General features: G+C 60.1%; 17 protein-coding genes. 11 read left to right on the top strand and 6 right to left on the bottom strand.

Annotation, left to right across the window (positions count from 1 at the left end; translation table 11 throughout):
• Positions 1-14 precede the first annotated feature (14 nt).
• The 5 genes from BDE40_RS08600 to BDE40_RS08580 form a co-directional block, all read right to left on the bottom strand.
• Positions 15-3,458: a pyruvate carboxylase gene (locus BDE40_RS08600; protein ID WP_134014178.1), complete on the bottom strand. Its 3,444-nt coding sequence runs from the start codon at positions 3,456-3,458 to the stop codon at positions 15-17.
• 133 nt (positions 3,459-3,591) lie between these two features.
• A complete protein-coding gene (locus BDE40_RS08595; RefSeq protein ID WP_134014177.1) occupies positions 3,592-4,722 on the bottom strand; it encodes an alpha-hydroxy acid oxidase in 1,131 nt (376 codons plus the stop codon).
• Positions 4,723-4,732: 10 nt separating this feature from the next.
• A complete protein-coding gene (locus tag BDE40_RS08590; protein ID WP_134014176.1) occupies positions 4,733-5,530 on the bottom strand; it encodes an alpha/beta hydrolase in 798 nt (265 codons plus the stop codon).
• The gene (locus tag BDE40_RS08585) at positions 5,530-6,909 is read right to left on the bottom strand and encodes a helix-turn-helix domain-containing protein (RefSeq protein ID WP_134014175.1); all 1,380 of its coding nucleotides are present in this window, start codon (positions 6,907-6,909) and stop codon (positions 5,530-5,532) included. The genes BDE40_RS08590 and BDE40_RS08585 overlap by 1 nt, the downstream gene beginning before the upstream one ends.
• A 58-nt stretch (positions 6,910-6,967) precedes the next feature.
• Positions 6,968-8,182: a multidrug effflux MFS transporter gene (locus BDE40_RS08580; RefSeq protein ID WP_134014174.1), complete on the bottom strand. Its 1,215-nt coding sequence runs from the start codon at positions 8,180-8,182 to the stop codon at positions 6,968-6,970.
• 173 nt (positions 8,183-8,355) lie between these two features.
• On the opposite strand from BDE40_RS08580, the gene BDE40_RS08575 reads away from it, so the two are divergent.
• The 8 genes from BDE40_RS08575 to BDE40_RS08545 all read left to right on the top strand — a co-directional run bounded on the left by BDE40_RS08575 (position 8,356) and on the right by BDE40_RS08545 (position 14,840).
• Positions 8,356-9,888 carry an acyl-CoA carboxylase subunit beta gene (locus tag BDE40_RS08575; RefSeq protein ID WP_134014173.1) on the top strand — a complete coding sequence of 511 codons (1,533 nt, stop codon included), beginning with the start codon at positions 8,356-8,358 and terminating at the stop codon, positions 9,886-9,888.
• A gap of 7 nt (positions 9,889-9,895) precedes the next feature.
• Positions 9,896-10,291, top strand: a complete 396-nt coding sequence (locus BDE40_RS08570) for a RidA family protein (protein ID WP_134014172.1) — start codon at positions 9,896-9,898, stop codon at positions 10,289-10,291.
• The gene (locus tag BDE40_RS08565) at positions 10,288-10,689 is read left to right on the top strand and encodes a DUF6497 family protein (RefSeq protein ID WP_134014171.1); all 402 of its coding nucleotides are present in this window, start codon (positions 10,288-10,290) and stop codon (positions 10,687-10,689) included. Before BDE40_RS08570 ends, BDE40_RS08565 begins: the two co-directional genes overlap by 4 nt.
• A gap of 214 nt (positions 10,690-10,903) precedes the next feature.
• On the top strand, positions 10,904-11,035 hold the full coding sequence (locus tag BDE40_RS18495; RefSeq protein WP_281250176.1) for a hypothetical protein: 132 nt from the start codon (positions 10,904-10,906) through the stop codon (positions 11,033-11,035).
• 189 nt (positions 11,036-11,224) lie between these two features.
• The gene (locus BDE40_RS08560; RefSeq protein WP_134014170.1) at positions 11,225-11,584 is read left to right on the top strand and encodes a hypothetical protein; all 360 of its coding nucleotides are present in this window, start codon (positions 11,225-11,227) and stop codon (positions 11,582-11,584) included.
• 355 nt (positions 11,585-11,939) lie between these two features.
• Complete coding sequence (locus BDE40_RS08555) at positions 11,940-12,140, top strand: hypothetical protein (protein ID WP_121021525.1); 201 nt, start codon at positions 11,940-11,942, stop codon at positions 12,138-12,140.
• 114 nt (positions 12,141-12,254) lie between these two features.
• Positions 12,255-14,255: an acetyl-CoA carboxylase biotin carboxylase subunit gene (locus BDE40_RS08550; protein ID WP_134014169.1), complete on the top strand. Its 2,001-nt coding sequence runs from the start codon at positions 12,255-12,257 to the stop codon at positions 14,253-14,255.
• 6 nt (positions 14,256-14,261) lie between these two features.
• Entirely contained in the window at positions 14,262-14,840 is a 579-nt protein-coding gene (locus tag BDE40_RS08545) for a hypothetical protein (RefSeq protein WP_134014168.1), read from the top strand.
• Between the two features lie 119 nt (positions 14,841-14,959).
• Here BDE40_RS08545 and BDE40_RS08540 read toward each other — a convergent pair whose 3' ends face one another.
• Positions 14,960-15,436: a DUF4174 domain-containing protein gene (locus tag BDE40_RS08540; protein WP_134014167.1), complete on the bottom strand. Its 477-nt coding sequence runs from the start codon at positions 15,434-15,436 to the stop codon at positions 14,960-14,962.
• Positions 15,437-15,527: 91 nt separating this feature from the next.
• Here BDE40_RS08540 and BDE40_RS08535 point away from each other — a divergent pair, with 91 nt between their 5' ends.
• The 3 genes from BDE40_RS08535 to BDE40_RS08525 are packed head-to-tail and all read left to right on the top strand — an operon-like array spanning position 15,528 to position 19,163.
• Positions 15,528-16,553, top strand: coding sequence for a hypothetical protein (locus BDE40_RS08535; protein WP_134014166.1), 1,026 nt, complete (start codon positions 15,528-15,530; stop codon positions 16,551-16,553).
• On the top strand, positions 16,516-18,648 hold the full coding sequence (scpA, locus tag BDE40_RS08530) for a methylmalonyl-CoA mutase (protein ID WP_134014165.1): 2,133 nt from the start codon (positions 16,516-16,518) through the stop codon (positions 18,646-18,648). Before BDE40_RS08535 ends, scpA begins: the two co-directional genes overlap by 38 nt.
• Positions 18,648-19,163, top strand: a complete 516-nt coding sequence (locus BDE40_RS08525; protein ID WP_134014164.1) for an MAPEG family protein — start codon at positions 18,648-18,650, stop codon at positions 19,161-19,163. Before scpA ends, BDE40_RS08525 begins: the two co-directional genes overlap by 1 nt.
• Positions 19,164-19,197 lie beyond the last annotated feature (34 nt).

Raw genomic sequence — 19,197 nt, 5'->3', positions numbered from 1 at the left:
GGGCGACAATTAGGTCAGACCTCTTCGAACTCGATCAGCAGGTCTTTGGCGTCGATTTGCCCACCGGGGACGACATGTACGGCCTTGATGATCGCGTCGCGCTCGGCGTGGATGCCGGTTTCCATTTTCATCGCTTCGATGGTCAGCAGCAGATCGCCTTCTTTGACCTCGGCCCCGGCACGGGCCGCGACTGTAGCCACAACTCCGGGCATTGGCGCGCCGATATGGTTGGGGTTGCCAACCTCGGCTTTCGGCATCCGCGCGGTGGCGGAGCTGGCCTTGCGGTTCGGCACGCGGACCACGCGCGGGGCGCCGTTCAACTCGAAAAACACCTTGGCGTCGCCAGCGTCGTCGGTTTCACCCACGGCCTGCATGCGAATTTCCAGGGTTTTGCCGGGGTCAATCTCGGCGCTGATCTCCTCGCCCGGTTCCATGCCGTAAAAGAAGGTTCGCGTGGGCAAGGTGCGCACGGGGCCGTAGATTTTATGGCGCTCGGCATAGTCGGTGAAAACCTTGGGATACATCAGGTAGCCATTCAGGTCTTCGTTGTCGATCTCACGCCCGTCCAGCTTGGCGGAGACCTCGGCACGGGCAGCTTCCAGGTCGACCGGCTCCAGCTTTTCGCCGGGCCGGTGGGTCATGGGTTTCTCGCCCTTGAGGATTTTCTTCTGGATCGCCTTCGGCCAGCCGCCGGGAGGTTGGCCCAGATTGCCGCGCATCATGTCGATGACGCTGTCAGGGAAGGCCACATCGGTGTTCGGGTCCTCCACCTGCTCACGGGTCAGGCCTTGGGAGACCATCATCAGCGCCATGTCACCGACGACCTTCGAGGATGGCGTGACCTTCACGATATCGCCGAACATCTGGTTCACATCCGCATAGGTTTGCGCGACCTCGTGCCAGCGTTCCTCCAGCCCGACGGAACGCGCCTGTGCCTTCAGGTTGGTGAACTGCCCGCCGGGCATCTCGTGTAGGTAGACCTCGGAGGCGGGGGCCTGCATGCCGCTCTCGAACGCCGCATACTGACCACGCACGGCTTCCCAATAGTCGGAAATCTGGCGGACGGTTTTGATGTCGAGACCTGTGTCGCGCTCTGTATGCGCCAGCGCTTCGACCACGGAGCCGAGGGTCGCCTGAGAGGTGTTGCCCGACAGCGCGTCCATGGCGCAATCGACGGCGTCCACACCTGCGGCGGACGCCGCGAGGATTGACGCGATGGCGCCGCCTGCCGTGTCGTGTGTGTGGAAGTGGATGGGCAGGCCGACCTCTTCTTTCAGCGCCTTGATCAGGATGCTGGCGGAGGCGGGTTTCAGCAGCCCCGCCATGTCCTTGAGGCCCAGCACATGCGCGCCTGCGTCTTTGAGCTGTTTGCCCATTTCGACATAGTATTTCAGGTTATATTTCGCGCGGTCGGGGTTCAGGATGTCGCCGGTGTAACAGATCGCGCCTTCGCAGACCTTGCCGGACGCGTTCACCGCATCCATCGCCACGCGCATGTTTTCAACCCAGTTCAGGCTGTCGAACACGCGGAACACGTCAACGCCGGTCTCGGCTGCTTGGCGCACGAATTCCTGCACCACGTTGTCGGGGTAGTTGGTGTAGCCGACGCCATTGGACGCGCGCAGCAGCATTTGCGTCATCACATTGGGCATGGCCGCGCGCAGGTCGCGCAGACGCTGCCACGGGCATTCCTGCAAGAAGCGGTAGGCCACGTCGAACGTCGCCCCGCCCCAGCATTCCATGGAGAACAGCTGCGGCATGTTCGCGGCGTAGGTCGGGGCCACGCGGATCATGTCGATGGAGCGCATGCGGGTGGCGAGCAGGCTCTGGTGCCCGTCGCGCATCGTGGTGTCGGTGATCAGCAGTTGTTTCTGATCGGCCATCCAGTCGGCCACGGCTTGGGGACCGTGATCCTCCAGAATGTTGCGCGTGCCATATGCCGGCTGTCCCACAGGTTGCGGCGCGCGCGGGATGCGGGCTTCGGCTGGCACGGGGCGGCCTTCTGTCTCGGGGTGGCCGTTAACAGAGATATCCGCGATGTAGGTCAGGATTTTTGTCGCGCGGTCGCGGCGCTTTTTGAAGTCGAAAAGCTCCGGTGTCTCGTCGATGAACTTGGTGTGGTACTCGTAGTTCAGGAAGGTCGGGTGCTTGAGCAGGTTTTCCACGAAGGCAATATTCGTCGATACGCCGCGCACGCGGAACTCGCGCAACGCGCGGTCCATGCGACGGATCGCGGCTTCGGGCGTCGGTGCCCATGCCGTGACTTTGGTCAGCAAGCTGTCATAATAGCGGGTGATCACCGCGCCCGCATAGGCGGTGCCGCCGTCGAGACGGATCCCCATGCCGGTGGCAGAGCGGTAGGTGGTGATGCGGCCATAGTCAGGGATGAAGTTGTTTTGTGGGTCCTCGGTCGTGACGCGGCATTGCAGGGCGTGGCCGTCGAGCTTCACGTCATATTGTGACGCGCAACCTGTGGCCTCGATCAGGGACTTGCCCTCGGCGATCAGGATTTGCGCGCGGACGATGTCGATGCCGGTGACTTCTTCGGTGACGGTGTGCTCGACCTGAACGCGGGGGTTCACCTCGATGAAATAAAACTCGCCCGAGTCCATATCCATCAGGAATTCGACGGTGCCTGCGCATTCGTAATTCACATGCTCGCAGATTTTCTTGCCCAACTGGCAGATTTGCTCGCGCTGCGTGCCAGACAGATAGGGGGCGGGTGCGCGCTCAACGACTTTCTGGTTGCGGCGCTGGACCGAGCAGTCGCGTTCGTACAAATGATAGATTTCGCCGTGGCTGTCGCCGAGGATCTGGACCTCCACGTGGCGCGCGCGGACGATCATTTTCTCAAGGAAACCGGCAGGGTTGCCAAAGGCGGCTTCGGCCTCACGACGGCCTTCAAGCACCTTTTCTTCCAGCTCGTCTTCGGAGTTGATGGCGCGCATCCCGCGGCCACCGCCACCCCAAGAGGCTTTGAGCATCAGGGGGTATCCGACCTTCGCGGCCTCTTTCTTGATCGCGCCCATGTCGTCGCCCAGAACGCCCGTAGCGGGGATCACCGGCACGCCTGCGTCTACGGCCACTTGGCGGGCGGAGGCCTTATCGCCAAGCGCGCGCATAGTTTCGGCCTTGGGACCGATGAACTTGATGCCAGCGGCGTCACAAGCGTCAACGAATTCGGGGTTCTCGGACAGCAAGCCATAGCCCGGGTGGATCGCGTCCGCACCGGACATTTTGGCGACGCGGATGATTTCCTCAATGCTGAGATAGGCAGCCACGGGTCCAAGGCCTTCACCAATTTTGTAGGCCTCGTCAGCTTTGAATCGGTGCAAGCCCAGCTTGTCTTCTTCAGCGTAGACGGCGACGGTTTTCTTGCCCATTTCATTGGCAGCGCGCATGACGCGGATGGCAATCTCACCGCGGTTGGAAATGAGGATTTTCTGAAAATCGGCCATGGCAGGAGGACCCCTATCTTTGCAGTTGCAGCATGAATAGGGACAAAGGGGCGTTGCGTAAACTAGCTACGACTGGGTAGGCGCAAATTTCTATTAGCGCTAACAAGGTGCCGGACCTCTTGCTTGTGTGCGCTCACATTAGTCGCGCTGGCAGCTCTGCTAGGGTTTTCGTACCCAGCTGTCCCATATTCGACGCCATGTCCTTTGCCAGCATATCGGCCAGGTGGGCGGGTCCAGCATCGCCCAAAGCGCCAAGGGCGTAGTGCCACGGGCGGCCCAGCATGACGAAATCGGCCCCAAGAGCTATGGCGCGCAGGATATCCAAGCCGCCTTCAATGCCGCTGTCGAAAACCAGCGGTAGGGTAGTGGCGGCACGGATATGGGGCAGGGCCTCGATGGTGGACGGACCGCCGTCGAACTGGCGCCCTGCGTGGTTGGAAACCCAGAGCGCGTCGACGCCTTCGTCTTGCAGCCGCGCTGCGTCGTCGGCGTTGGCAACCCCTTTGATGATCAACGGCCCGTTCCATTCGTCGCGCAGGTATTTGACGTAGTCCCAGTCGGGCGAGGTGCGAAGCAGGTAGCCGACATGCTCGGTCGAGGACAGGCTGGTGGTCTGCTCGGCGTAGCTGTCCATCAGCTTCATGCGAGGCATGCCGGTTTTGCGGATGCCGTTCAGCCACGCAGGACGCAGGGCCGCCTGAACTGCCAGCCGTCCGGTCAGGCGCGGGGGCTGGGTCAGGCCGCCACGGGTCTGGCGTTCGCGTCGGGAGGCCACGGGGACGTCGACGGTCATGATGAGCGTATTGAAGCCTGCGGCCTTGGCGCGTTTCATCATGTCTTTACGAATGTCGGGGTCGCGGGGGGGGTACATCTGGAACCACGCGTCTTCACCCAGATACGGGGCGACGTCCTCCGGCGTTTGGGTGGCGACGGTGGACATGGAGTAGGGGATGCCTTGGCGCGCAGCCTCTTGGGCCAAAAGGCGCTCGGCGCCGGGCCAGATCAGGCCGGACATGCCGACGGGCGCGATGCCGAAGGGCAGCTTGTAGCCGCGGCCAAGGAAGGTTGTGGACAGGTCGGGCGTGAACTCGCCATGCAGAATGGAGGGGCGCAGCAGCACCTCGTCGAGCTTGGTGCGGTTGCGCTTCAATGTGGCCTCTTGGCCCGTGGCGCTGTCTAGATATTCCCAGACGAAATGCGGAATACGCTTGCGGGCGCGGGTCTTGAGGTCGGACAGACCGGGGTATTTTGCGTGGTGATCCATCGAGGCGACCTCAGAACTGGCTTAGAAACTTGTAGAGCCGACGCTGCGCATCGCCAGTCCACATATTGATATGGCCCGCGCCTTGGACTGCGTAAAGCTCCTTTTGTGCGGAGCCTGCGGTGGCGAGCAAAGCGCGGCCCATAGAGATCGGGATCAGATCGTCCTTGGTGCCGTGCAGGATCAGAAGCGGCGATTTGATTTGCGGGATGCGCTCAAGCGATGGCCAACGGCTGAGCATCAGGCCCGTTGCCAGCGGCAGTTGCGGATGCATATGCGTCGCGACGTCCTTGAGGGAGGTGAACGGTGCCTCCAGCACAATGGCACGGGGGCGCGGTGTGCCGTGGTCCATCATGTAGCTTGCGCTCAGACTGATCGCGATGGCAGCGCCAATGCTCTCCCCGTAGATGACCGGGACGGTGGGCGTGCCGGTTAGGTGACCGGCAGTAAGCGCGCGGTACAGGTTACGAATATCGTTAGTGATCGCTTTTTCGGTCGGCCAGCCTTTGCTGCCATTGCCGCCGCGCAAGGACGGGGCCACGAGGCCGTAGCCGCGATCCATCAGGCGCTGGAAGCGGGCGGTGCGCTTGGCGATGTGGCCCGCGTTGCCGTGTATATAGAGGATCGTTGGCTTGCCACGTTTAGGCGGGGCGGTCCAGATGACCATGCCATCGAGTTTGGTCTCGGAGATGCGGGTGTCCGATGGGCTGATTGCGCGTGGGTCCAGCGGGTAGACGACAAGACGCTCCAGCGTGAAATAGATGCCGAAGAACAGCGCCAGCAGAACAATCGGGCGCAGCAACAGGCGCATTATTCGACCGTGTAGGGCAGCGTGCCGCGCTGGTCGTGGTCGACGCTGAGCTTGCTTTCCAGTGGTGGAACAGAGCGTTGGTGACAGTCACGGCGGGGGCAGATGCGGCAGGATATACCAATGGGTTCAAATGCTTGCGGGCTGGCGGGGAGCATGTCGTCGGCATAAACCAAAGCGCTGGCATGGGTCATCTCACAGCCCAAGGCGATGGCATAGCGGCGGGTTGGTGCGGTGAAGCTGCCGCCGGGTTTGGACACGTCGCGGGCGATGGAGATGTAGCGGACGCCGTCCGGCGTTTCGGCCAGCTGGCGCAGGAAGCGGCCCGGTGTCTCGAACGCGCGGTGGACGTTCCACAAGGGGCAGGGGCCGCCGAAGCGGGCGAATTGCAGGCGTGTGGCGGAGTGGCGCTTGGTAATGGTGCCTGCCTGATCAACGCGCACGAAGAAGAAGGGGATACCCTTGGCGCCCGGGCGTTGCAGGGTGGAGAGACGGTGGGCGACCTGCTCGATTGACGCACCGAACTTGTCGGCGAGTTGTTCGAGGTCGTGGCGAGTGGTCTGAGCGGCTTCCAGAAACGCGGTGTAAGGCAAGAGGGCCGCGCCTGCGAAGTAGTTGGCGAGGCCGATCTTGGCTATATGGCGCGCGGCGTCGGTTTGGAAGCGGGCGAGGTCCAAAGTTGCGTCCAAAAGCTCGTTTTGTTCGAGAAGGGCAATTTGGTGCAGCAGCTGGAAGCGCTGCGTGGAGGGCGTTGAACTGGCGGCGAGGCGGAGTGCGTTGGCGACAGGATCATACCGGCGAAGGGTTTTACTGTCAGTAAATTGTAACTCGAACTTGAGGTTTGACGCACGCAGGATGTCACCCTCGACGGTGCCTGCATAGCGTTCGGCGGCGCGGTCCACGGCGTCGATGTAATTGTCGCAATAGTGAAAGAAGTCCCGGACCTCTTCCCACGGGCTTGGCTGCAAATTCGTTGCTTCCTGCCCTAAAACCTCGTCCAGCGAGGCGAGGCGTTCATGGCTCTGACGGTAGGCGCGATGCAACTCGATGAAGGCACGCGAAAGCGCGGGCGCATTCGATGCGGCAAGGCGTAGATCAGCCAAGGGTGGCGCGATTTCGGCGAAGATCGGATCGGACAGGGCTTCTGCCATGTCGGTGACCATGCGCTCTGCATCGCCGCTGGACAGTTCGGTCACGTCGAAGCCGAACTCGCTGGCCATGGCGAGAACCACGGATGTGGAGACCGGCCGGTTGTTGTTTTCCATCTGGTTGAGATATGGCAGCGACACACCCAGTTTGGCTGCAAAGGCCTTTTGGGTCAGTCCGATGCGGGTCCGAAGTTCGCGTAGCTTGGTGCCCGCGTAGAGTTTGCGTGGGGCCATATCCGGCATGCCTTTGCAGTTTTGCTATGTCACGTCATAGCCTTTGCAAAGCTGTGGCTCAAGCGCGGCGAACCGCTTTCTCGCGGCGCAGGACCAGCAGGACGGATACGAGGCTGGCAACCGCGCTCAGCAGCATGACCCATTGCAAAGGATAGCTGCCATGGCCGTGTTCCAGCAAGGTGCCGGAAAGGGCTGCGAGCGCCGCGCCGCCGCCGATCATGATGGCACCACCGACGCCGGAGGCCGTGCCGGCCAGATGCGGGCGCACGGACAACAGGCCAGCAGTGGCATTCGGCAGCACCATGCCGTTGCCAAGACCGACAAAGGTGCAAAAGGCAAAGAAGGTGAAGGCCGAGCCATAACCGATTGCTGTCGCAAGCAAAGATGCCGCCATCCCGAACACCAGCAAGATGCAGCCGATCAGGATCATACGGTTCACGCCGATGCTGACAGAGTACCGCCCGGAGATCAGGTTGCCGACGAAATAGCCCAACGCGGGCACCCCGAAAAGATAGCGTGTGGTGGTGGAAGGCAGCTCGTACACCACGGACGCCACATAGGGGGAGCCGCCAAGGAAGGCGAAGAATGCGCCCGAGGCGAAGGCGGCGGACAGGGCGTAACCCCAGAAGCGGGGGGATGTGAACAGCTCCGGATAGTCCTTGATTTGCGCCATGAAGCTGACGGATTTTGCCTGATTGGTTTCGCCTTGATCGGCCCAGCACAGCAGCGCCAAGCCCGCTCCGGCGGCGAAGATGAACAGGAAGATCGCGCGCCATCCGAAGATTTCATCAATGAAGCCACCGATGGTGGGGGCAAACATTGGCACCAGCGACATGCCCATGGTGACATAGCCAATCATCGACGCGGCCTCGGCCATGGGGACCACATCGCGCACGATGGTGCGCGACATGACCATGCCAACCGCGACCGAGGCCGCGATCATGCGGAAGGTCAGAAACATCTCGATTGTTGTCGACAGATAGCATCCGAGCGAGGCCAGCGTGAAAATCGCCAGCGCGCCCAAAACAATGGGACGACGGCCAAAGCGGTCCGATAGCGGCCCGATGATGATTTGAAGCACTGCGGTGAAGGCCAGATAGAGCGAGATGGACAGCTGCATAACGCCGTATTCGGTGTCGAAGGCCTGCGTCATCACTGGCAGCGACGGCAGGAAAATCGACATGTTCATCGCCGAAACCCCAGCGAGGAGCACGAGCGTTACGATATGTGGCGGAGTTGCGCGATCAAATAGGCGCGCGGATGAATAACTCATGAGTCGACGTTAAGACGGCGAATTTGGAAGGTGAACCCGTTAGTTTAGTTTATTCGCAGATTTGCAATATTCTAGTGATAAGGTTTGCTTAGTTTGCAAATTTGCCGTTTGGGCCTTTGCCGCAACGCGGCGCGGGTGTAGGTTCTGCGCAACTTATTTGGGAGGCCCGCGCCATGAAAGATATCCTAAGCGAATTGGAAGACCGCCGCGAGACGGCCCGTCTCGGAGGTGGGGAGCGCCGCATTGCAGCTCAGCATGCCAAGGGTAAACTGACAGCACGAGAGCGGATCGAGTTACTGCTGGACGAAGACAGCTTTGAAGAGTTCGACATGTTCGTGGCGCACCGCTGCACCGAGTTCGGCATGGAGAAAGACCGCCCCGCCGGCGACGGCGTTGTGACGGGATGGGGCACCATCAACGGGCGGCTGGTTTACGTGTTCTCGCAAGACTTTACGGTGTTTGGTGGCTCGCTGTCGGAAACCCACGCGCAGAAGATTTGCAAGATACAGGACATGGCGGTGCAGAACGGCGCGCCGGTCATCGGGATCAACGATTCCGGCGGTGCGCGCATCCAAGAAGGTGTGGCATCTTTGGCGGGATACGCCGAAGTGTTCCAGCGCAACATCATGGCGTCCGGTGTGGTGCCGCAGATCAGCGTGATCATGGGGCCATGCGCGGGTGGCGCTGTGTATTCGCCTGCGATGACCGACTTCATCTTCATGGTGAAGGATTCGTCCTACATGTTCGTGACCGGTCCCGACGTGGTAAAAACCGTGACCAACGAGGTGGTGACTGCAGAGGAATTGGGTGGTGCCTCGACGCATACTCGCAAATCCTCGGTTGCGGATGGCGCCTTCGAGAATGACGTGGAGGCCATGGCTGAAGTCCGGCGATTGGTGGACTTCCTGCCGCTCAACAACCGTCAGAAAGCGCCTGTGCGCCCGTTCTTTGATGATCCGGCGCGGATCGAGGCCAGCCTTGATACGCTGGTGCCGAGCAATGCGAACAGCCCGTATGACATGAAAGAGCTGATCACCAAGCTGGCGGACGAAGGCGATTTCTTCGAGATTCAGGAGGACTTCGCCAAGAACATCCTGACTGGCTTTATCCGCCTCGAAGGTCAGTCCGTCGGTGTTGTCGCCAACCAGCCGATGGTGCTGGCGGGATGCCTGGACATTGACAGCTCGCGCAAAGCGGCGCGGTTCGTGCGGTTCTGCGATGCGTTCGAAATTCCGATCCTGACGCTTGTAGACGTGCCGGGGTTCCTGCCGGGGACGTCTCAGGAATATGGCGGCGTGATCAAGCACGGCGCGAAGTTGCTGTTTGCCTATGGCGAAGCGACGGTGCCGAAAGTGACGGTGATTACCCGCAAAGCCTACGGTGGCGCCTATGACGTGATGGCGTCGAAACACCTGCGTGGCGACTTTAACTACGCATGGCCCACCGCCGAGATCGCGGTGATGGGGGCCAAGGGTGCGGTTGAAATCCTGTACCGCGCCGAGTTGGGGGACGCCGAGAAGATCGCCGAGCGGACTGCTGATTATGAAGACCGCTTTGCGAACCCGTTCGTGGCCGCCGAGAAAGGCTTCATCGACGAGGTGATCATGCCGCACTCCACCCGCAAGAGAGTTGCGCGGGCTTTTGCGTCGCTGCGGGGCAAGTCGGTGACGAACCCGTGGAAGAAACACGACAATATTCCGTTGTGAGGGCGTAATGACCGAATTTCACAACATCTCCGACGCGCCCACGCATGTGGCTCCGTTCTCTCATGCGGTTGAATCTGATGGCTGGGTGATCCTGACGGGGCAGATGCCGACCAAGCCGGGCGGGGCCACCACGGATCCGCTGGACGACGGCGTGGAGGCGCAGACGCGGCAGGTGATGTTGAACCTCGAGACTGTGCTGAAGGGCGTCGGGCTGGACCTGAGCCATGTTGTGCAATGTCGGTGTTTTCTGACCGAGTTCGAGCGGGATTATGCGGTGTTCAACGAGACCTACAAAAGCTTTTTCCCGGCCGACAGGTTGCCTGCGCGCACGACGGTGGGGGTGACGGCTTTGGCGGTCGGGGCCTTGGTGGAAATCGACTGCATCGCGAGGCGTCCTGCATGAAACTTGCGGCGCTAATACTGGGGATCGCGACGGGGGCAGCTTCGGCGGATCAAGCTCCGTTGCAGGCCGTCTCGGCGGTGGAGTATTTGCCCCATGAAGTACTGTTCGAGCCACCGGGCACCGATGATCCGGCGCGCCGTATAGTGCGCATTCGGCTGCTTGCACCACAAATTGTGGACCAGAAACAGTTCGGATTCGATGTCATCGAATCCGATTTTCAGGCGCTCTGTGAAAGTGAAGGGCTTCGAATTGTTGCGGAATCAGCGCCCAATGCCCGAGAAATTGTCGTCTCTGTTGCATCAGAAGCAATGCCATTCGGCGAATCCGCGCCGAATGTGGTGCAATATTTCGATCTGTTCGCGGTCGTGGACGGCACCTGTGTTTGGGGTGGATTATGACGAAAACACAACATGTTGGCCAGCTAAGTTCAAGCTGTGGCGAGGATGATGCAATCGCAACACATCGCGCAAGAGACACATCGAAGATATATTTTTTTGCCAATGGAACGGCTACCTTGCGGGAAGGTTACATTTCTGTGACCCCTAATGTGTGCGATGAAGGAGTGGGGATTAGCCTCATTAATGATTCGCCATACCAAAACAGGAGACTCAGATGTCCAAGAGCATCAAAGCACTCGCAGCCTTCGGCTTCGTCGCAATCGTCGCAGCATGCGGCGGCCAGCAAGAAGAAGAAGTTGTTATCATTGAGCCAGTTGCTGCTGAGCCAGCATACAACAAGTACTAAAACTACATTTGCGGGGCGGGCTTTCCGCATCGCCCCGCAAAACCCTACCGGCCTGACAGCGCAGCCAGCGCGTGCGGCCCCCCTCATTTTCAATAGTGATACACGTCCCGAAGCTCGCGCCCGCGCGAACCGTTCGCATGCGCGCATGCCAGAACGCGGGATGCACGACTTTCGCTCAAAGGTGACACCATGTTGAAACACAAGGGATTTCCCTCGCGGCTACCGGGAACGGATTATCAGTTTACCATTCGTCGTGATAACAAGGACGGGGCCACTCCTTTGACCAAACGCGAACGGTATGCGGACCGGCGCCCGATGGACCGGCGGGCTGATGCCGGATTCATGTGGGCTTTGGTGCAGCATTTTGGTGAGGAACCGTTCGAGCGTGGCAACCTTGATGCCGGGCGGTTGAACTGGCTTTTCGGTCGCGAAGTCGTCCCAGCGGAAGATCCGTTCGACCCAGCAAGCTACGAAGCGCTGCTGCGCATAGACATCCGCCGCGTTCAAGGGACGTTCCCGAACGCATTTTCTGAAGAATTCATCGAATAATGGGCAAAATTACGCTGGCATATAAGCGATTTAAGCGAATTAATGCTCAAATTGACGCCACGGCAGTAATCGAGTTTGCTCGGCGTGCTGAGTGTCGCATCGTGGCTGGGCAGGTTAATCCCTCCAGCACAGAGATGCGCCTGCATGTACAAAACCGTTACCCTTCCCCTCTGAAGAGGTCTGCTCGTTTGGGCAGACCTCTTTTTTTCTGTGCGGGCGGGCGCGGGCGGCAAAGTGCCGATGCATCCCCTGCGGTTCGCGCAGAATTCCGCCAAATTCAGCGTTCTAGAAAGTTTTTGAAACTTTCTCGCGCATTCGGGTGTTGGGTCTCCAAGAGCAATCAAGGAGAATTCCAATGCGTAAGACATTCCTCATCTCGACACTTTTTGCGGCAGCCTTTGCGCTGTCAGCCTGTGATTCCGACGCCGAACGCGGCCTTGTCGGGGCAGGCGCAGGTGCAGCGGTCGCCTCGGCCACAGGTGGCAACGTCGTTACGGGTGCTGTCCTTGGTGGCGCGGCAGGCGTGTTCTGCGACGACGCAGGCATCTGCAAGTAATAACCAGACAACCATTAACCAGACCAACAGGGCCGGGACGCGCAGATGCGCGCCCCGGCCTTTTTTGATGCAAGACCCCCGGCCGATGGGCTGGGCAAGAGGGGACCTGACCTAATGTTCAAGAAAATCCTGATCGCCAACCGTGGTGAAATCGCCTGCCGTGTCATCAAGACCGCCCGCAAGATGGGCATCAAAACGGTGGCTATTTATTCTGATGCCGACGCGCAGGCGATGCATGTGCAGATGGCGGATGAGGCGGTGCATATTGGGCCGCCCCCAGCCAATCAGTCCTACATCGTTATCGACAAAGTGATGGCGGCGATAAGGGAGACGGGGGCAGAGGCCGTGCATCCGGGTTACGGTTTCTTGTCTGAAAACTCCAAGTTTGCGGAAGCACTGGAAGCCGCTGGCGTCGCCTTCATCGGGCCACCTGTTGGCGCGATTGAGAAGATGGGGGACAAAATCACCTCCAAGAAGATCGCCCAAGAGGCCAACGTGTCCACGGTTCCGGGCCATATGGGGCTGATCGAGGATGCTGAAGAAGCGGTGAAGATTTCCAAAGAGATCGGGTATCCGGTGATGATCAAAGCCTCCGCTGGCGGCGGCGGCAAGGGGATGCGGATTGCATGGAATGATGACGAGGCCCGTGAGGGGTTTCAGTCCTCCAAGAACGAAGCGGCGAACAGCTTTGGGGATGACCGCATTTTCATCGAGAAATTCGTCACCCAGCCGCGTCACATCGAAATTCAGGTTCTGGCCGACGCTCATGGCAACTGCATCTATCTGGGCGAGCGTGAGTGTTCCATCCAGCGCCGCCAGCAAAAGGTGATCGAGGAAGCTCCATCGCCGTTTCTGGACGAGAAGACCCGAAAGGCGATGGGCGAGCAGTCCTGTGCGCTAGCGCAGGCGGTTGGCTATACCAGCGCGGGGACCGTGGAGTTTATCGTCGATGGCGACCGCAACTTCTACTTCCTTGAAATGAACACCCGTTTGCAGGTGGAACACCCTGTGACGGAGCTGATCACTGGCGTTGATCTGGTCGAGCAGATGATCCGTGTCGCCTATGGCGAGAAGCTCAAGTTGAAGCAGAAGGACATCAAGCTGAACGGCTGGGCGATGGAATCGCGCCTCTATGCGGAAGACCCGTATCGTGGTTTCCTGCCGTCGATTGGCCGTCTGACCCGCTACCGTCCCCCTGCGGAGAAGGCCAATGACAAGCGCGCGGTGCGCAATGATACGGGCGTTTATGAGGGCGGCGAAATTTCGATGTATTACGACCCGATGATCGCCAAGCTATGTTCTTGGGGCCCAACTCGCGCGGAGGCCATCGAGCATATGCGCGTGGCTCTGGACAGCTTCGAAGTGGAAGGCATTGGCCACAACCTGCCGTTCTGCGCCGCTGTTATGGACCATCCGAAGTTTGTGTCCGGTGACATCACCACCGCGTTTATCGAGGAAGAATACCCAGAAGGTTTCATGGGGGTGGAGTTGCCAAAAGAGACCTTGGCGCGGATCGCTTCCTCCGCGGCGGCGATGCACCGCGTTGCCGAAATCCGCCGCGCGCGGATTTCCGGCACCATGGACAACCACCGCCGCAAGGTGGGCAAGGATTGGGTGGTGAGCCTGCAAGGCGAGCGCTTCGAGGTGAAGATCAAGGCCGACAAGAAGGGCGCAACCGTGAAGCACGCCGACGGGACCAAGCAACGTGTCTCCTCGGACTGGACGCCGGGGGATAGCCTTGCCAAGCTGAAAGTTGATGGCGAGAAGCTGGTGCTGAAGGTCGAAAAGATCTCTGGCGGGTTCCGGATGCGCCATCGTGGCGCGGACCTGAAAGTGCATGTGCGCACGCCGCGTCAGGCTGAACTGGCGTCCTTGATGCTTGAGAAGACGCCACCGGACACCTCCAAGCTGCTGCTCTGCCCGATGCCGGGTCTGATCGTCAAAGTGGACGTGGAAGTCGGGGACGAGGTGCAGGAAGGGCAAGCGCTGTGCACCGTCGAGGCGATGAAGATGGAAAACATCTTGCGTGCGGAGCGCAAGGGCAAGGTTTCCAAGCTCAACGCCTCTGCCGGTGACAATCTGGCCGTGGACGATATCATCATGGAGTTCGAATAGTTCGCGATGGCCGTTTTCGACAACATCATCGACCCAAGGGTGCAGCAGGCAGTTGTCGGCGGGCTCTTCTTGGCGGTGGGGTGGGTCTATAACGGCCATCGCAACCGGCTGCGGGAGCGGCGGCGGCGTCTGGAGAAAATGCAAGATGTGCAGACCGCGTTGATTGCGGAGATCGATCACTACGTGGTGACGTTGAAGCAATTTGACCTGACGGCCACGTGGCAGCGCATTGTCGGGGCCATGGAAGATGACGACAGCTATACCCCCGTGGTCCCGAGCGAGCGCAACGATACGGTGTTTTCGGCGCTTGTTGCAGAAATTCACCTGCTGCCGGAGGAGGTTATCCAGCCGGTCGTAGGCTACTACAATCAGGTGTTCGCGGTGGACGCGATCATCGACGACCTGCGCTCCGATTTGTTTCGGGAAATGGATCAGGTGCAGCGCATCGGCATGTATACCGACTACATTGCCCTCAAGCAGGAAGCATTGGCACGTGGAGAAAGAGCCCTGCGCGCGTTACGCGTCAGCACGGGCCGTGAGCCTAACCCTAGTAGCCGGGTCGCGGACCCGTCTGACCAGTCATAGGGGGAGGAGATTTTGGTGTTCTGGACATATCGCTCACCTCTTGGTCTGCTGGATGGGCACCATGCCGATCCTGTCCCTAATATAGGTGCCTTTGCGTTAATGCGCAATGAAGCAGGCGCTCAATCGTTCAATTCGGCGTCTTGTGCTGCCCGTCTGTCGCGCAGTTCCTGCAAGCGCAGTGGCATCTTGTCGATGGCGCGGGTGATTTCACGCACATCCCAAGGGGATGGCTTGCGCAGCTCCACCTCGCCATCCTTACCGATCAGGACCATCATGAACCCGCGCGGGCGCAGTGTGTTGCGAATTTCGGACGGGTTTTTGGGGTCTGAGTCGATCAGGATCACCACATCGCGGTCAATCAGGGGGGCCGGACGCGCTTCCAAAAGTTCGATCTGGCGGGTGAAACGTGGATCGGCTGGAGTGTCAGCAAAGACCACAACGGCGCGTTTGAGCCAGAGAAAATCGCTCAAATTCGCCTCAACTGCATCATATGGGCCAATTGCGGTGGGGTCGTCCAACACGTTTTCGGGCAACCCTGCGGCCAGGGTTTGGGTGGCAAAAAATGCAGATAAAACAAATAAGATAGCGTGTTTCATGAAGGCTCCCTCTGCCCCTAATATAGGGGGCAATTTCGGGAATGGAATGGTGCGCTTGCGCACAAATGCGCCAGCCTCGCGTGTTAAGCCAATGGTCAGCCTTTGGGCGGACAACAAACGCTCCAGCCGGTCGCACAGGGCGACAGGTGCTACAGGGGCGTTTGTTGTGGAAATTTGCCTGCATCTTGGGGCGCATCGGACGGGCTCGACCGGTCTTCAGGTCATGCTGAACGGCCAGCGACCGGCGCTGCGCCGCGCCGGGATTGCCTATTGGGGGCCGGAGCGCACGCGCGGTGGCCTTCTGGCGGGGCTTGTGAAGAACCCGCATCATCTGAGCGCGCGCGATGCGCAGCTTGGTCAACGTTCCTGCGGTCGGTTGCGCATGGAATTTGCGCGACTGGAGCAGGCAGGTGTCCAGCAGCTTATTCTGAGCGAAGAAAACCTTATCGGCACCATGGCACAGAATTTGGAGGCGGTGCGTCTCTATGGCCAGCTATCAGCCCGACTTGAACGGGTTAGCTCTGCGTTTGAGGGGCGTGATTTGCGCATCGGCATGGCGATCCGTGCATATGATCTGCATTGGGCCTCGCAACTGGCGTTTCGAGTGAAGGCGGGGGCGACTTTGCCGTCTACCGCCGATTTGGACCGGTTGGTCACTCAGCCGCGCCGCTGGCACGATGTGATTGTGGATATCGGGAATGTGTTCCCAATGGCGCAGCTTGTGGTCTGGCCGTTTGAGGGCTGGGCCGCTAATCCGGCTCCGCTGGTTGCGGCACTCGCCGGTCGGCCCGTGGCACTTGGGCCGATGGCAAAGCCGTGTAAATCCAATGCCTCTGCGCCAGCAGCAGCGCTCGCAGAGATTGCTGCAGAACGCGGTGATCTGGATGGGGCGTTGAGGCTGGCCACAGCACGACATGGCGCCCGCTACATGCCGTTCGACAGCGAACAGGTTTGGAAGCTGCAAGAAGATTACCGTGCGGACATCGCTTGGCTAAAGGCCGGAGCGGGGCCGCGTGTGACCTACCTCGACCCGACCGAAGATACATTCGGCGGGGCAGACATGACAGAAGGAAGCCACCATGACCGACAAGAAAGAAGCGTGGGAAGCGCGCGCTGAAAAAGAGCTGCGCGGCCGCCCCTTGGAAGACTTGACTTGGAACAGCCCCGAAGGCATCGCGATCCAGCCGGTTTATACCGAGCAGGACGCGACCGGATTGGAGCATATGGGCTCTATGCCGGGCGAGGGGCCGTTCACACGCGGCCCGCGCTCGACCATGTATACGGGGCGTCCATGGACGATCCGGCAATATGCGGGGTTCTCGACGGCTGAAGAGTCGAACGCCTTTTACCGCAAGGCGCTGGAGGCGGGGCAGCAAGGCGTCTCGGTCGCGTTCGATCTGGCGACGCACCGTGGATATGACAGCGACCACGAGCGTGTTGTGGGCGACGTTGGCAAGGCCGGTGTGGCGATTGACAGCGTGGAGGACATGAAAATCCTGTTCGACGGCATCCCGCTGGACAAGGTATCGGTGTCGATGACCATGAACGGCGCGGTGATCCCCGTGCTTGCGTCGTTTATCGTCGCGGGCGAGGAGCAGGGCCATGACCGCGCGGTGCTGTCCGGCACCATCCAGAACGACATTCTCAAAGAATTCATGGTCCGCAACACTTATATCTACCCGCCGGAGCCATCCATGCGGATCGTGTCGGATATCATCGCGTTCACCGCGTCGGACATGCCGAAATTCAACTCGATCTCGATTTCCGGCTACCACATGCAGGAAGCTGGCGCGAATTTGGTGCAGGAGCTGGCGTTCACGCTGGCAGACGGTCGCGAATACGTGCGCGCAGCGATTGCCAACGGCATGGATGTGGATGCTTTCGCGGGACGGTTGTCGTTCTTCTTCGCCATCGGCATGAACTTCTTCATGGAGGCAGCCAAGCTGCGGGCGGCGCGGTTCCTCTGGCACAAGATCATGAGCGAGTTTAACCCCAAGAAGGAAGGCTCGCTGATGCTTCGGACGCATTGCCAGACCTCTGGCGTGTCGTTGCAGGAGCAGGACCCCTACAACAACATCGTGCGCACGGCCTACGAAGCCATGTCGGCGGTGCTGGGCGGGACGCAATCACTGCACACCAATTCGTTCGACGAGGCTATCGCGCTGCCCACCGCGTTCTCGTCACGGATTGCGCGGAATACGCAGTTGATCTTGCAGAACGAGACGAAGGTGACCAAGGTCGTCGATCCGCTGGCGGGGTCTTACTATGTTGAAAAGCTGACCTCCGATCTGGCGGATGAGGCGTGGAAGATCATCGAAGAGATCGAGGAAATGGGCGGCATGACCAAGGCTGTGGCCTCCGGCATGCCCAAGCTGCGGATCGAGGAAGCGGCGGCTTTGCGTCAAGCGCAGGTGGATCGTGGCGAGGAAGTGATCGTCGGCGTCAACAAGTTCCGTTTGGACAAGGAAGACCCGATCGACATTCTGGACGTGGACAACGTCGCGGTGCGGCTGAGCCAGATCGCGCGGCTCGACAAGATCAAGGCCACGCGGGACCAAGCAGCTTGCGATGCGGCCTTGGCGGCGTTGGAAGAGGGCGCAAAATCCGGTGAAGGAAACCTTCTGGCGCTGGCGGTGGACGCCGCGCGGGCTCGGGCAACTGTTGGAGAAATCAGCATGGCTATGGAAAAAGCATTCGGCCGCCACCGTGCGGAGGTGAAGACTTTGGCAGGCGTCTACGGCGCGGCCTACGAGGGCGACGAGGGCTTTGCCGCGATCCAGAAAGACGTGGAGGACTTCGCCGAAGAAGAAGGCCGCCGCCCGCGCATGCTGGTGGTGAAGATGGGGCAGGACGGGCATGACCGTGGCGCCAAAGTGATCGCCACGGCCTTTGCCGATATTGGCTTCGACGTCGATGTGGGGCCATTGTTCCAGACGCCGGAAGAGGCCGCACAGGATGCGGTGGACAACGATGTGCATGTCATTGGGATTAGTTCTCAGGCGGCGGGGCACAAAACCTTGGCCCCCAAACTTGTCGAGGCTTTGAACGCCGCCGGTGCAGGCGACATTCTGGTGATCTGCGGCGGGGTAATCCCCCAGCAGGATTATGACTTCCTCTACAAGGCAGGCGTGAAAGCCATCTTTGGGCCGGGAACAAATATCCCAGAGGCAGCGAAGGACATCCTCGCCTTGATCCGCAAGGCGCGCAGCTGATGGGCAAGCGGGCGCTCATCCTGATGGGGATGGGTGCCGGCGCTGGTTGGGCGCTGGCGGCGATACCGTTGTCGCGTCAGGTGTCATGGCATGTGAAGATGCCGCTGGTGGACGCCATGGCTTGGTCGCTTTTGCCTTGTGGCATTGTGCTGTTGTTGATGATCGGCCGCTTGGCCCAGCGGCGGTTCTTTGATGATGCGATCATTGATGGCGAGCCGTATCAGGAAGGGTCCGCCGCCGAGATTGACCAACGTGTGTTGCGTAACTCGGTGGAACAACTGGTGCTCAATTTGACCTTGTGGCCGTTTATCGGGCTCACATTGGGGGCAGGGCCGGTGTTGCTATTGGGCGCATCCTTCGGTGTGACGCGATTGTTGTTCTGGCTGGGCTATCACATCTCGTCGCCGCTACGGGCCTTCGGGTTCGCAGCCGGCTTTTATCCAACGATCACCCTGTTGGCTCTGGCACTGGTCATCGCGGTCGAGGATTGGCGCTTTGCGTCCCTGACCGGGTAATGCCTAAACGCAAAACGCCCGTTCGCGTAACAAG

This window comes from Litoreibacter halocynthiae (assembly GCF_004365635.1).
Taxonomy (GTDB): domain Bacteria; phylum Pseudomonadota; class Alphaproteobacteria; order Rhodobacterales; family Rhodobacteraceae; genus Litoreibacter; species Litoreibacter halocynthiae.
The sequence above is the reverse complement of the archived record's forward strand: the minus strand, read 5'-3'. Positions and strand labels throughout refer to the sequence as shown.

What these genes read in the sequence shown, in the direction of transcription:
- BDE40_RS08600 (WP_134014178.1), bottom strand. Translation starts at nt 3,458, where the DNA reads ATGGCCGATTTTCAGAAAATCCTCATTTCCAACCGCGGTGAGATTGCC.
- scpA (WP_134014165.1), top strand. Translation starts at nt 16,516, where the DNA reads ATGACCGACAAGAAAGAAGCGTGGGAAGCGCGCGCTGAAAAAGAGCTG.
- BDE40_RS08535 (WP_134014166.1), top strand. Translation starts at nt 15,528, where the DNA reads ATGGTCAGCCTTTGGGCGGACAACAAACGCTCCAGCCGGTCGCACAGG.
- BDE40_RS08550 (WP_134014169.1), top strand. Translation starts at nt 12,255, where the DNA reads ATGTTCAAGAAAATCCTGATCGCCAACCGTGGTGAAATCGCCTGCCGT.
- BDE40_RS08555 (WP_121021525.1), top strand. Translation starts at nt 11,940, where the DNA reads ATGCGTAAGACATTCCTCATCTCGACACTTTTTGCGGCAGCCTTTGCG.
- BDE40_RS08525 (WP_134014164.1), top strand. Translation starts at nt 18,648, where the DNA reads ATGGGCAAGCGGGCGCTCATCCTGATGGGGATGGGTGCCGGCGCTGGT.
- BDE40_RS08565 (WP_134014171.1), top strand. Translation starts at nt 10,288, where the DNA reads ATGAAACTTGCGGCGCTAATACTGGGGATCGCGACGGGGGCAGCTTCG.
- BDE40_RS18495 (WP_281250176.1), top strand. Translation starts at nt 10,904, where the DNA reads ATGTCCAAGAGCATCAAAGCACTCGCAGCCTTCGGCTTCGTCGCAATC.
- BDE40_RS08590 (WP_134014176.1), bottom strand. Translation starts at nt 5,530, where the DNA reads ATGCGCCTGTTGCTGCGCCCGATTGTTCTGCTGGCGCTGTTCTTCGGC.
- BDE40_RS08570 (WP_134014172.1), top strand. Translation starts at nt 9,896, where the DNA reads ATGACCGAATTTCACAACATCTCCGACGCGCCCACGCATGTGGCTCCG.
- BDE40_RS08540 (WP_134014167.1), bottom strand. Translation starts at nt 15,436, where the DNA reads ATGAAACACGCTATCTTATTTGTTTTATCTGCATTTTTTGCCACCCAA.
- BDE40_RS08585 (WP_134014175.1), bottom strand. Translation starts at nt 6,909, where the DNA reads ATGGCCCCACGCAAACTCTACGCGGGCACCAAGCTACGCGAACTTCGG.
- BDE40_RS08580 (WP_134014174.1), bottom strand. Translation starts at nt 8,182, where the DNA reads ATGAGTTATTCATCCGCGCGCCTATTTGATCGCGCAACTCCGCCACAT.
- BDE40_RS08575 (WP_134014173.1), top strand. Translation starts at nt 8,356, where the DNA reads ATGAAAGATATCCTAAGCGAATTGGAAGACCGCCGCGAGACGGCCCGT.
- BDE40_RS08560 (WP_134014170.1), top strand. Translation starts at nt 11,225, where the DNA reads ATGTTGAAACACAAGGGATTTCCCTCGCGGCTACCGGGAACGGATTAT.
- BDE40_RS08545 (WP_134014168.1), top strand. Translation starts at nt 14,262, where the DNA reads ATGGCCGTTTTCGACAACATCATCGACCCAAGGGTGCAGCAGGCAGTT.
- BDE40_RS08595 (WP_134014177.1), bottom strand. Translation starts at nt 4,722, where the DNA reads ATGGATCACCACGCAAAATACCCCGGTCTGTCCGACCTCAAGACCCGC.